The 12,363-nt window shown below is 66.2% G+C and carries 7 protein-coding genes and 3 pseudogenes; 3 read left to right on the top strand and 7 right to left on the bottom strand.

The window, feature by feature from the left end; genetic code table 11:
• Nucleotides 1-84: 84 nt before the first annotated feature.
• The 7 genes and pseudogenes from BAY1663_RS20445 to BAY1663_RS20415 form a co-directional block, all read right to left on the bottom strand.
• Nucleotides 85-714 (bottom strand): CoA transferase subunit B, encoded by a 630-nt coding sequence (locus BAY1663_RS20445; RefSeq protein WP_037044422.1) that lies wholly within the window; start codon nt 712-714, stop codon nt 85-87.
• 4 nt (nt 715-718) lie between these two features.
• The gene (locus BAY1663_RS20440) at nt 719-1,414 is read right to left on the bottom strand and encodes a CoA transferase subunit A (protein ID WP_037044419.1); all 696 of its coding nucleotides are present in this window, start codon (nt 1,412-1,414) and stop codon (nt 719-721) included.
• A gap of 105 nt (nt 1,415-1,519) precedes the next feature.
• Nucleotides 1,520-2,419 carry a hydroxymethylglutaryl-CoA lyase gene (locus BAY1663_RS20435; RefSeq protein WP_037044416.1) on the bottom strand — a complete coding sequence of 300 codons (900 nt, stop codon included), beginning with the start codon at nt 2,417-2,419 and terminating at the stop codon, nt 1,520-1,522.
• Between the two features lie 136 nt (nt 2,420-2,555).
• Nucleotides 2,556-4,465: pseudogene (locus BAY1663_RS20430) on the bottom strand (biotin carboxylase N-terminal domain-containing protein).
• A complete protein-coding gene (locus BAY1663_RS20425) occupies nt 4,465-5,262 on the bottom strand; it encodes a gamma-carboxygeranoyl-CoA hydratase (protein WP_037044410.1) in 798 nt (265 codons plus the stop codon). The pseudogene BAY1663_RS20430 and the gene BAY1663_RS20425 overlap by 1 nt, the downstream one beginning before the upstream one ends.
• A gap of 132 nt (nt 5,263-5,394) precedes the next feature.
• Nucleotides 5,395-7,002: a carboxyl transferase domain-containing protein gene (locus BAY1663_RS20420; RefSeq protein WP_037044403.1), complete on the bottom strand. Its 1,608-nt coding sequence runs from the start codon at nt 7,000-7,002 to the stop codon at nt 5,395-5,397.
• A gap of 93 nt (nt 7,003-7,095) precedes the next feature.
• Nucleotides 7,096-8,259 (bottom strand): isovaleryl-CoA dehydrogenase, encoded by a 1,164-nt coding sequence (locus BAY1663_RS20415; protein ID WP_037044398.1) that lies wholly within the window; start codon nt 8,257-8,259, stop codon nt 7,096-7,098.
• Between the two features lie 224 nt (nt 8,260-8,483).
• On the opposite strand from BAY1663_RS20415, the gene BAY1663_RS20410 reads away from it, so the two are divergent.
• From BAY1663_RS20410 to BAY1663_RS20400, 3 genes and pseudogenes are all read left to right on the top strand, one after another.
• On the top strand, nt 8,484-10,166 hold the full coding sequence (locus BAY1663_RS20410) for an AMP-binding protein (protein WP_037044393.1): 1,683 nt from the start codon (nt 8,484-8,486) through the stop codon (nt 10,164-10,166).
• A gap of 59 nt (nt 10,167-10,225) precedes the next feature.
• A pseudogene (locus BAY1663_RS20405) lies at nt 10,226-10,818 on the top strand (peroxidase-related enzyme).
• A 104-nt stretch (nt 10,819-10,922) separates the two neighbouring features.
• Nucleotides 10,923-12,193, top strand: a pseudogene (locus BAY1663_RS20400) (OprD family porin).
• Nucleotides 12,194-12,363 lie beyond the last annotated feature (170 nt).

Here is a 12,363-nt window from a genome sequence, read left to right as displayed (position 1 = left end):
TGCCGGGGCGAGCGGCGGGTGCGGGCTGGGAAGGCGCCGGTGGCTGCCGTCGGCAGCGCGCGAGCGGCGCTTTCCCGCCGCGTTTCAACGCTGGATCGGGCAGCCAGTGGCCTGCTGGATTTCCTCGAAGCCGACGCCATCGGCCAGTTCCACCAGTTTCAGCCCCTGTTCGGTGACATCCAGCACGCCGAGGTCGGTGATGATGCGGTTGACCACGCCGAGGCCGGTCAGCGGCAGATCGCAGGCCGGCAGGATCTTGTGCGCGCCGCCCTTGGCGGTGTGCTCCATCAGCACCACCACGCGCTTGACGCCGGCCACCAGGTCCATGGCGCCGCCCATGCCCTTGACCATCTTGCCGGGGATCATCCAGTTGGCCAGGTCGCCCTTTTCCGACACCTGCATGGCGCCGAGGATGGCCAGGTTGATGTGGCCGCCGCGGATCATGGCGAAGCTCTGCGCGTTGTCGAAGAAGCTCGAGCCGGGCAGCGCGGTGACGGTCTGCTTGCCGGCGTTGATCAGGTCCGGGTCGATCTCTTCCTCGGTCGGGAAGGGGCCGATGCCGAGCAGGCCGTTCTCGCTCTGCAGCCAGACGTCCATGCCCTCGGGGATGTAATTGGCGACCAGGGTCGGCAGGCCGATGCCAAGGTTGACGTAGAAGCCGTCCTGCAGCTCCTGGGCGGCGCGTTGCGCCATCTGTTCACGTGTCCAGGCCATGGTCTCAGCTCCTCACCGTGCGTTTTTCGATGCGTTTTTCCGGGCTCGGGTTGTGCACGATGCGATGCACGTAGATACCCGGCAGGTGGATCTGGTCCGGGTCCAGCTCGCCAGTCTCGACGATCTCCTCGACCTCGACGATGCAGGTCTCGCCAGCCATGGCCGCCAGCGGGTTGAAGTTGCGCGCGGTCTTGCGGAACAGCAGGTTGCCGGCCTTGTCGGCCTTCCACGCCTTGACCAGGGCGATGTCGGCGGTCAGCGATTGCTCCATCACGTACCACTCACCGTTGAACTGGCGGGTTTCCTTGCCTTCGGCCACCAGGGTGCCGTAGCCGGTGCGGGTGTAGAAGGCCGGGATGCCCGCGCCGCCGGCGCGCAGCTTCTCGGCGAGGGTGCCCTGCGGGGTGAATTCCAGTTCGAGTTCGCCGGCCAGGTACTGGCGCTCGAACTCCTTGTTCTCGCCGACGTAGGAGGCAACCATCTTGCTGATCTGACGGGTCTCCAGCAGCAGGCCGAGGCCGAAGCCGTCGACGCCGGCATTGTTGCTGATGGCAGTGAGGTTCTTCTTGCCGCCGTCACGCAGGGCGACGATCAGCGCTTCGGGAATGCCGCACAGGCCGAAGCCGCCGACGGCGATGGTCATGCCGTCCTCGACCAGGCCTTCCAGGGCGTGGGCGGCGCTGGGGTAAATCTTGTTCATGAAATACCTCTACTTGTTGTTCTGTCTGTTACCGCGCCGGTCGCGGCCGGATGGGCTCACGGTCGATGCGGTCCCTGCGCTAAGCAAATATGATGCCCGGCGCCTTCAGCGGCTGCGCCGGGCGCGTGCGACCCGCGAGCCATTGGCGCGGCCCAGCAGTTGGCTGATGCGCTCGCCGGCATCGACCAGGGCGTCGAGGTCGATGCCGGTGTCGATGCCCAACCCGTTCAACATATAAAGCACATCTTCGCTGGCGACGTTGCCGCTGGCGCCTTTCGCATAGGGGCAGCCGCCGAGCCCGGCGACCGAGCTGTCGAACACCGCGATGCCTTCCAGCAGGCTGGCATAGATGTTTGCCAGCGCCTGGCCGTAGGTGTCGTGGAAATGTCCGGCGAGCTTGTCGTGCGGCACGCGGCGGCCGACCCTTTCGATCAGCTGGCGGGTCTTGCCTGGCGTGCCGGTGCCGATGGTGTCGCCGAGCGAGACCTCGTAGCAGCCCATGGCAAAGAGTTCGTGCGCCACCTGGGCAACCTGTTCCGGATCGATCTCCCCCTCGTAAGGGCAGCCCAGCACGCAGGAGACGTAGCCGCGCACCTGGATGCCATTGACGCGGGCGGCCTCCAGCAAGGGCGCGAAGCGCGCCAGGCTCTCGGCGATGGAGCAGTTGATGTTCTTTTGCGAGAAGGCTTCGGAGGCCGCACCGAACATCGCGACTTCTTTCACACCGGCCTCGATGGCCGCCTCCAGGCCCTGCATGTTCGGCGTCAGCGCCGCGTAGGTGACCCCGGGCTTGCGCTGGATCTGCGCGAAGACTTCGGCGGAGCCGGCCATCTGCGGCACCCACTTGGGCGAGACGAAGCTGCCGACTTCGATATAGGACAGCCCGGCGGCGCTCAGGTCGTCGACCAGACGCACCTTGTCCGCCACGCTGATCGGCTGCTGCTCGTTCTGCAGGCCGTCACGCGGGCCGACTTCCACCAGCCGGACCTGTTTGGGCAGGTTCATATGACCTCCATGGGGTAACGGCGAGCGCCGTTGCGTGGGTATCGGTGGAAAAACGCTGCGCGAGTTTTCCACCCTACGGTGTTGCGTTCGTGCGTAGGGTGGACAACGGCGCAGCCTTGTCCACCTTTGCATGACCTCACGCCTCTTCCATCTCCAGCAGCACCGCGCCTTCGCTGACCAGTTCGCCTTCGTTGCAGAACAGGCTCTTGACCACGCCAGCCTGGGCGCTGCGGATGCTGTGTTCCATCTTCATCGCTTCCAGCACGATCAGCGCGGTGCCGGCTTCGACATGCTGACCGGCCTCCACCAATACACGCACGATGCTGCCGTTCATCGGTGCGGTCAGTCCGCCGTGATGCTGGTGGCTGGCCTCGGCTTCGGCGATGGGGTCGAAGGCGCGCACGGCCAGCCATTCGCCGTTCCACTGCAGATACAGTGCATCGCCCTGGCGGATCGCCCTGGGCGTGCGGACGTTTGGCTGCTGCGCTGCCGGGTCGACCTTCAGCCGGCGGCTCTCGCCATTGCACTGCAGATGCAGGCTGATCTGCGCCGGCATGCCGAAACGCAGCCCGTTGCGCTTGGACCACGGCGAATGGGCATCGTCGTCGCGAACCGTGGTCGGTTCGCTCTGCACGAAGCACTCGGCAGCCTGCTGCCAGAAGGCCTCGGACAGCTCGCCGGCCGGGCGCAGCAGCTCGCTTTCGTGGCGCGGGATAAAGCCGGTATCCAGTTCGGCCTCGGCAAAGGCGCGATGGCCGACGACGCGGCGCAGGAACGCGAGGTTGGTGCGCACGCCGCCGACGGCGGTCTCGTCGAGCATGGCCAAGAGGCGCAGGCGCGCTTCCTCGCGGTTCTCGCCCCAGGCGATCAGCTTGCCGAGCATCGGATCGTAGAACGGCGACACGGTATCGCCCTCGGCGACGCCGCTGTCGACGCGACGGCCCGGGCCATCCGCGGCTTCGCGGTAGAGCTCGAGGGTGCCGGTGGCGGGGAGGAAATCGTTGTCCGGGTCTTCGGCGTACAGCCGTACCTCGATGGCATGGCCGATCAGCGGCACCTGCTCCTGGCTGATCGGCAGCGGCTCGCCACGGGCGACGCGAATCTGCCAGGCGACCAGATCGAGGCCGGTGATGGCCTCCGTGACCGGGTGTTCCACCTGCAGACGGGTGTTCATTTCCATGAAGAAGAATTCGCCACGGGCATCCAGCAGGAATTCCACGGTGCCGGCGCCGACGTAGCCGATGGCCTTGGCTGCCTTCACCGCGGCTTCGCCCATGGCGCGGCGCAGCTCGGGGGTGAGTCCTGGCGCTGGCGCTTCTTCCACCACTTTCTGATGGCGGCGCTGGATCGAGCAGTCGCGCTCGTTGAGGTACAGGCAGTTGCCGTGCTGGTCGGCGAAGACCTGGATTTCCACATGGCGCGGCTTGAGCACGTATTTCTCCACCAGCATGCGCGAATCGCCGAACGACGACTGCGCCTCGCGCTGGGCGGACGCCAGTGCTTCGGCCAGGTCCGCCTCGCGCTCGACCACCTTCATGCCCTTGCCGCCGCCACCGGCGGTGGCCTTGAGCAGCACCGGATAGCCGATCTTTTCCGCGGCAGCACGGAAGGTTTCCACGTCCTGCGCTTCGCCGTGGTAGCCCGGTACCAGCGGCACGCCGGCTTCTTCCATCAGCGCCTTGGCGGCGGACTTGCTGCCCATGGCGTCGATGGCGGAGGCGGGTGGGCCGAGGAAGATCAGCCCGGCCTGTTCGATGGCGCGGGCGAACCCGGCGTTCTCCGAGAGGAAGCCGTAGCCGGGTGGATCGCCTGGGCGCCGCTGGCCTTGGCCGCCTCGATCAGCTTGTCGATGCGCAGGTAGCTCTCGGCCGGCTTGGCGCCGCCCAGGTCGATGCGGATATCGGCTTCGCGGGCATGGCGCGCGCTGGCGTCGATGGCGCTGTGCACGGCAACGGTGGTCAGGCCCACGGCCTTGGCGGTGCGCATCACGCGGCAGGCAATCTCGCCGCGGTTGGCCACCAGCAGGGTATCGATAGGGCGATTCATCACTTCTTCTCCTGCCAGGCGGGCGTGCGTTTTTCCAGAAAGGCGCTCAGGCCTTCCTGACCTTCCGGGCTGGTGCGCAGGCGCGCGATGGCCTGTTCGGTGGTCTGGCGCAGGTCGGCGCTGAAATCGCCATCGCCCACTTCCAGCAGCAGGTCCTTGCAGGCCTTGAGCGCCTGCGGGCTGTTGAGCAGCAGGTTGTCGACCCATTGCTCGAGCGCGGCGTCCAGTTCACTGGCCGGGTAGGTTTCTGCGAGCAGGCCGAGTTCGCGGGCACGTGTGCCGTCGAAGCGTTCGGCGGTCAGCGCGTAGCGGCGGGTGGCGCGCTCGCCGATGGCCTTGACCACGTATGGGCTGATCACCGCCGGTGCCAGGCCGATGCGGACTTCCGACAGGCAGAACAGTGCGTCGCGGGCGCCGATGGCCATGTCGCAGCAGGCGATCAGCCCCAGCGCGCCGCCAAAGGCCGCGCCCTGTACCACGGCCAGGGTCGGCTGCGGCAGTTGGTAGAGGCGCTGCATCAGCTCGCCGAGTTCGTGGGCGTCAGCCAGGTTCGCCTGGTAGTTGAGTTTGGCCGACTCGCGCATCCAGCCCAGATCCGCGCCAGCGGAGAAGTGCTTGCCACGCCCGCGCAGGATGAGGAAGCGGATGCCCGCATCGTCCTGCACCTGGGCCAGCGCTGCGTTCAGTTCGCCGATCACCTGGGCGTCGAAGGCATTGTTCTTGTCCGCGCGGTTGAGCCAGAGGGTGGCCACGCCGCGCGCGTCCTGTTCCAGTTGGATAGTGCTGAAGTCGCTCATGATCTGTCGTGTTCCTCAATGCTTCTTCTTGTAGGAGGCCCGACCTCGGGGCGAGGCTCTTCTGTCAGGCAGGCTGTCGGCTGCATTCGCCGCGAGGTCGCGCCTCCTACCGTTGGGCGCGGCTTGATGTCACTACATTCGGAACACGCCAAATCTAGTCGGCTCGATCGGCGCGTTCAGCGCGGCGGACAGCGCCAGCCCCAGCACTTCGCGGGTCTGCACCGGGTCGATCACGCCGTCGTCCCACAGCCGCGCGCTGGAGTAATAGGGATGGCCCTGGCGCTCGTACTGTTCGAGGATCGGCTGCTTGATGGCCGCCACCTCGTCGTCGCCGAGACTCTTGCCAGCACGCTCGCTCTGTTCCTGCTTGACCTGGGCGAGCACCCCGGCGGCCTGTTCGCCACCCATCACGGCGATGCGCGCGTTGGGCCACATCCAGAGGAAGCGCGGGTCGTAGGCGCGGCCGCACATGCCGTAGTTGCCGGCACCGAAGCTGCCGCCGATGAGCACGGTGAACTTCGGCACCTGGGCGCAGGCCACCGCAGTGACCAGCTTGGCGCCGTGCTTGGCGATGCCGCCGGCCTCGTATTTCTGCCCGACCATGAAGCCGGTGATGTTCTGCAGGAACAGCAGTGGGATGCCGCGCTGGCAGGCCAGCTCGATGAAGTGCGCGCCTTTCTGCGCCGCCTCGGCGAAGAGGATGCCGTTGTTGGCGAGGATGGCGATCGGGTAGCCGTGCAGATGGGCGAATCCGCAGACCAAGGTGGTGCCGAACAGCGCCTTGAATTCATCGAACTCACTGCCGTCCACCAGCCGCGCGATCACCTCGCGCACGTCATAGGGCTGCTTGGCCTGCGCCGGGATCACGCCGTACAGCTCGTCGGCGGCATACAGCGGTGCGCGCGGTTCGCGGGTCTGCAGCTGGCCGAGCTTGCGCCAGTTGAGGTTGGCCACGCAGCGGCGGGCGATGGAAAGGGCGTGCTCGTCGTTCTCGGCGTAGTGGTCGGCGACGCCCGAGGTCTTGCAGTGCACGTTGGCGCCGCCCAGCTCCTCAGCGGTTACCACTTCGCCGGTGGCAGCCTTCACCAGCGGCGGGCCGGCGAGAAAGATGGTCGCCTGGTTGCGCACCATGATGGTTTCGTCGGCCATCGCTGGCACGTAGGCGCCGCCGGCAGTGCAGGAACCCATCACCACCGCGATCTGCGGGATGCCCATGGCGCTCATGTTGGCCTGGTTGAAGAAGATGCGGCCGAAGTGCTCGCGGTCCGGGAACACCTCGTCCTGTCGCGGCAGGTTGGCGCCGCCGGAGTCCACCAGGTAGATGCAGGGCAGGCGGTTCTCGCGGGCGACGGTCTGCGCGCGCAGGTGCTTCTTCACCGTCAGCGGGTAGTAGGTGCCGCCTTTCACGGTGGCGTCGTTGGCGATGATCATGCACTCGACGCCTTCGACGCGGCCGATTCCGGCCACTACGCCGGCAGCAGCGACGTCTTCGCCATAGACCTCATGGGCGGCCAGCGGCGCGAGTTCGAGAAAGGCCGAGCCGGCGTCGAGCAGGGTATCGATGCGCTCGCGCACCAGGAGCTTGCCGCGTGAGACATGGCGCTGCTGGGCGGTGGCGCCGCCGCCTTCGCTGACGCGGCCGAGCAGGGCGCGCAGGTTGTTCACCTGTTCGAGCATCGCCGCGCTGTTGGCGGCGAACTCCGGCGAACGGGTATTGATCTGGGTATGCAGGATGGCCATGTAAGGGCTCCCGTAGGTGGAAATCCGCGAAGCAATTTCCACCTGACTACTGTTGTGGTGGAAAAGACCTCTGGCCGTTTTCCACCCTACGGCTTACTTGGTTTCGTTGAACAGCTCGCGGCCGATCAGCATGCGGCGGATCTCGCTGGTGCCGGCGCCGATCTCGTAGAGCTTGGCGTCGCGCAGCAGGCGGCCGGTGGGGAATTCGTTGATATAGCCGTTGCCACCGAGGATCTGGATCGCCTGCAGGGCCATCTGCGTGGCGTTTTCGGCGGTATAGAGGATCACCCCGGCGGCGTCCTTGCGGGTGGTCTCGCCGCGGTCGCAGGCCTGGGCGACGGCGTAGAGATAGGCACGGCTGGCGTTGAGCTGGGTGTACATGTCCGCCACCTTGCCCTGGATGAACTGGAACTCGCCGATGCTCTGGCCGAACTGCTTGCGGTCGTGGATGTAGGGCACCACCACGTCGAGGCAGGCCTGCATGATCCCGGTCGGGCCGCCGGCCAGTACCACGCGCTCGTAATCCAGGCCGCTCATCAGCACCTTGACGCCGCCGTTCTCGACGCCCAGCACGTTCTCTTCCGGCACCTCGACGTCATCGAAGAACAGCTCGCAGGTGTTGGAGCCACGCATGCCGAGCTTGTCGAACTTGTTGCCGCGGGAGAAACCCTTCCAGTCGCGCTCGACGATGAACGCGGTGATGCCGTGCGGCCCCTTGTCCAGCTCGGTCTTGGCGTAGATCACGTAGGTGTTGGCGTCCGGGCCGTTGGTGATCCAGGTCTTGCTGCCGTTGAGCACGTAGCGGTCGCCGCGCTTCTCGGCGCGCAGCTTCATCGACACCACATCGGAGCCGGCATTCGGCTCGCTCATGGCCAGCGCGCCGACGTGCTCGCCGCTGATCAGCTTGGGCAGGTAGCGGGCCTTCTGCTCGGGGTTGCCGTTGCGGTTGATCTGGTTGACGCACAGGTTGGAGTGGGCGCCGTAGGAGAGGGCGACCGAGGCCGAGCCGCGGCTGATCTCCTCCATCGCCACCACATGCGCCAGGTAGCCGAGGCCGGCGCCACCGTATTCCTCGGAGACGGTCACGCCGAGCAGGCCCATCTCGCCGAATTTCTTCCACATGTCCGCCGGGAACAGGTTGTCCCGGTCGATGGCCTCGGCGCGCGGCGCCAGCTCGGCGGCGACGAAGGCCTGCACCTGCTCGCGCAGCATGTCGATGGTTTCACCGAGGGCGAAGTTGAGGCTGGAGTAATTCATGGGGGCCACCTGTCTTGTATTTGTTCTGCTTTCAGAGGGTTCGTTGGACGGCTTGGGTACCGCCCGGACCGGCGTTCCGGCTCCCCTTTCGCGTGGTTGGGAGAGTGGGTTGCCAGGTAGTTACCTTTACGTTAACGTAACCATGCCCTTGGATGACTGTCAACACCGCCGGCGTCCTTGGGAAGTAAAGCCTCATAACAAGCATAAGACCGAGGAAAATCGACATGAGTCTTCCGAGCTATACCTGCGGACCGCAGAGCAAACCCCTGTTGCCCATGACCATCGGCGCGGCCTTCGACCGCACCGTGGAGCGCTTCCCCCAGCGCGAGGCCCTGGTGGTGCGTCATCAGCAACTGCGCTACACATGGGCGGAACTGGCTGATGCGGTGGAGCGCTGCGCGCGCGGGTTGCTGGCGCTCGGTCTCGAGCCTGGCGAGCGGCTGGGAATCTGGTCGCCGAACTGCGCCGAGTGGTGCATCGTCCAGTTCGCCACGGCGAAGATCGGCGTGATTCTGGTCAACATCAATCCGGCCTACCGGCTCAACGAACTCGAATACGCCCTGAAGCAGTCCGGCTGCCGCTGGCTGGTCTGTGCCGATGCCTTCAAGACGTCCGATTACCACGCCATGCTGCACGAGCTGCTGCCCGAGCTGGAGCGCTCGGCCATCGGTGCGCTGCAGAGCCACATGCTGCCGGAGCTGCGTGGGGTGATCAGCCTCGGCGCCAAGCCGACGGACGGCATGCTGCAGTGGCAGGCGCTGCTGGCCATGGCCGAGCAGGTCGGGCCGGAGCAGCTGCGCCAGTGCGGCGAGGGCCTGCAGTTCGACGAGCCGATCAACATCCAGTACACCTCCGGCACCACGGGCTTCCCCAAGGGCGCCACGCTGAGCCACTACAACATCCTCAACAACGGCTACATGGTCGGCGAGAGCCTCGGGCTCAGCGAGCATGACCGGCTGGTGATCCCGGTGCCGCTGTACCACTGCTTCGGCATGGTCATGGGCAACCTCGGCTGCGTCACCCACGGCACCACGATGATCTACCCGAGCGCCGCCTTCGAGCCGCTGGCGGCACTGCAGGCCGCGGCCGAGGAAAAGGCCACCGGCATGTACGGCGTGCCGACCATGTTCATCGCCATGCTCGATCACCCGGAGCGCCAGTCGCTGGACCTGAGCAGCCTGCGCACCGGCATCATGGCCGGCTCCACCTGCCCGATCGAGGTGATGAAGCGCGTCATCGACGACATGCACCTGGCCGAGATGCAGATCGCCTACGGCATGACCGAGACCAGCCCGGTCTCCACCCAGACCGGCGCGGACGACGACCTCGAGCGGCGTGTCACCAGCGTTGGCCGCACCCAGCCGCACCTGGAGAGCAAGGTGGTCGACGAGCAGGGCCGCGTGGTGCCGCGCGGGCAGATCGGCGAACTCTGCACCCGCGGCTACAGCGTCATGCTCGGCTACTGGAACAATCCGGAGGCGACCCGCGAGGCCATCGACGGCGCGCGCTGGATGCACACCGGCGACCTGGCGGTGATGGACGACGAGGGCTACATCAAGATCGTCGGCCGCAACAAGGACATGATCATCCGCGGCGGCGAGAACGTGTACCCGCGCGAGATCGAGGAATTCCTCTTCACTCACCCGGCGGTGGCCGACGTGCAGGTGATCGGCGTGCCGGACAGCAAGTTCGGCGAGGAGATCGTCGCCTGGATCAAGCTGCACCCGGGCCATCAGGTCGAGGCCGAGGCGTTGCGCGAGTTCTGCAAGGGGCGCATCGCCCACTTCAAGACGCCGCGGCACATCCGCTTCGTCGACGACTTCCCCATGACCATCAGCGGCAAGGTGCAGAAGTTCCGCATGCGCGAGATCAGCGTGGTCGAGCTGGGGCTCAGCGAACGCCACTGACGACAGCCGGCCGGGCTGCCCGGCCGAGCCATCCCTCGCAGGTCCCCAAGGAGCGATCCATGACCCAGCCGATCAGTCGTTTTCCGCTCGCCGAAAGCCTCGATGCGCTGCCGCAGGATGTACGCGAACGCATCCTCGCGGTACAGGCCAAGGCCGGCTTCGTGCCAATGTGTTCCTCATGCTGGCACACCGCCCCGACGAGTTCCGCGCCTTCTTCGCCTACCACGATGCGCTGATGGAGCGCGAAGCGGGCAGCCTGACCCAGGCCGAGAAGGAGATGATCGTGGTGGCCGTCAGTGCCGACCATGGTTGCCTGTACTGCGTGGTCGCCCATGGCGCGATCCTGCGCATCCTCGCCAAGGACCCGCTGATCGCCGATCAGCTCGCGGTCAACTACCGCTCCGCGCCGCTCGGCGAGCGTCAGCGGGCGATGCTGGATTTCGCCCTGCATATCGCCGCGCAGCGCGGCGTGCTCGACGATGCCTGGCAGGCGCGGCTCGAAGCGCAGGGTTTCAGCTGCGACGACATCTGGGACATCGGCGCCATCGCCGCCTTCTTCGGGCTATCCAACCGCCTGGTCTCCATGGCGCGCACCCCGCCGAACGAGGAGTTCTACCTGCTGGGCCGCGTGCCCAGAAGCCCCGCGCGCTGAGCGCGATCCCCATTACCGCATGACGTGGTAATTCCAGTCCGATAGGAAGTCGCGGTCGGGCTTAACGACAGCTGCATCTACCGACAATAACAAGAGAGAGACCTATGCACCTGAAACCCCTGAGCCAGTTGTTCCTGTTCGGCGGCCTGGCTGCCGCCGTTGGCGTTCCGACCGCCGCCAGCGCCGCCTTCATCGACGACGCCACGGCCAGCCTCGAGCTGCGCAACTTCTACATGAACCGCGACTACCGCGACGACGACAAGGCCGACACGCCGCAACACAAGGGTGCGCCGAAAGCCAAGGCCGACGAATGGGGCCAGGGCTTCATTCTCAACCTGCAGTCCGGCTTCACCGAGGGGCCGGTGGGCTTCGGCGTCGACGCGCTGGGGCTGTTGGGCGTCAAGCTCGACTCGGGCGCGGGGACCAGCGGCACCGGTACGCTGCCGCGCAACCCGGCCACCGCCGAGCCGGTGGACGACTACAGCTTCCTCGGGCTGACCGCCAAGGCCAAGCTGTCCAATACCGTGCTCACCCTGGGCACGCACCAGCCGACGCTGCCGGTGCTGTTCCGCAACGACACGCGCATGCTGCCGCAGACCTTCGAGGGCGCGCAGATCCTCTCCAAGGAGTTCGAAGGCCTGACCCTGCTCGGCGGCCAGTTCCGCTCGACGCGCCTGCGCGACTCGTCCAACTACGGCGACATGACCATGTTCGCCGACGGCTCCAGCGGGGGATAGCCAGCGACCGCTTCAACTACGCCGGCGGCAGCTACGCCTTCACGCCGAAGTTCACCGCGACCTATTACTACGCCGAGCTGGAAGACAACTACAGCCAGCACCACGTCAACCTGTTGCACGTGCTGCCGCTGTCCGAGCGCCTCGGCCTGAAGTCCGACATCCGCTACTTCAAGAGCGACGGCGAGGGCAATGCCCGCGTCGACAACCGCAACATCGGCGCCATGTTCAGCCTGCTCTATGCCGGGCATTCGCTGGGCCTGGGCTACCAGGACCAGAGCGGCGACACCGGCATGCCGTTCGTCGGTGGCGGCACCGACCCCTGGACGCTGAACACCCTGACCTATCACCACTTCCTGCGGGCCGAGGAGGATGGCTGGCAGATGCGCTACGACTACGACTTCGCCGCGGCCGGCATCCCGGGCCTGACGTTGATGGCGCGCTACGTGCGTGGTGACGACTTCGAGATCGCCGGGGCCGATGCCAAGGAATGGGAACGGGACGTCGACCTGGCGTATACGGTGCAGAGCGGGCCGTTGAAGAACTTCAACGTGCGCTTGCGCAATGTGATGTATCGCGGCAGCCATACCACCGATATCGATGAGAACCGGGTGATCGTCAGCTATACGCTGAAGTTCTGAGGTGTGTGAGGCACGGCCGGGCCGGGCGATGGCTCGGCTGTGCTTTTTTGTTGCGTGATGCTTCGGTGGCATAAGGCGGTTGCCGAGTGAGCTGGTTGCATTGTTTCGCCCTGCTGGGCGAGTTCCTTTTGGCAGTCGCCCGGATGGCCGGCCCCGCCAAAAGGAACCAA

Origin of the sequence: Pseudomonas sp. BAY1663 (assembly GCF_000582595.1) — a bacterium.
GTDB classification, from domain to species: domain Bacteria; phylum Pseudomonadota; class Gammaproteobacteria; order Pseudomonadales; family Pseudomonadaceae; genus Stutzerimonas; species Stutzerimonas stutzeri_AF.
Note: the sequence above shows the minus strand (reverse complement) of the source record. Positions and strands in the feature narration are given on the sequence as shown.

Excerpts from the sequence above, each read along its gene's own strand:
- BAY1663_RS20420 (WP_037044403.1), bottom strand. The coding sequence starts at position 7,002 with ATGGCCATCCTGCATACCCAGATCAATACCCGTTCGCCGGAGTTCGCC.
- BAY1663_RS20445 (WP_037044422.1), bottom strand. The coding sequence starts at position 714 with ATGGCCTGGACACGTGAACAGATGGCGCAACGCGCCGCCCAGGAGCTG.
- BAY1663_RS20415 (WP_037044398.1), bottom strand. The coding sequence starts at position 8,259 with ATGAATTACTCCAGCCTCAACTTCGCCCTCGGTGAAACCATCGACATG.
- BAY1663_RS20440 (WP_037044419.1), bottom strand. The coding sequence starts at position 1,414 with ATGAACAAGATTTACCCCAGCGCCGCCCACGCCCTGGAAGGCCTGGTC.
- BAY1663_RS20425 (WP_037044410.1), bottom strand. The coding sequence starts at position 5,262 with ATGAGCGACTTCAGCACTATCCAACTGGAACAGGACGCGCGCGGCGTG.
- BAY1663_RS20435 (WP_037044416.1), bottom strand. The coding sequence starts at position 2,419 with ATGAACCTGCCCAAACAGGTCCGGCTGGTGGAAGTCGGCCCGCGTGAC.
- BAY1663_RS20410 (WP_037044393.1), top strand. The coding sequence starts at position 8,484 with ATGAGTCTTCCGAGCTATACCTGCGGACCGCAGAGCAAACCCCTGTTG.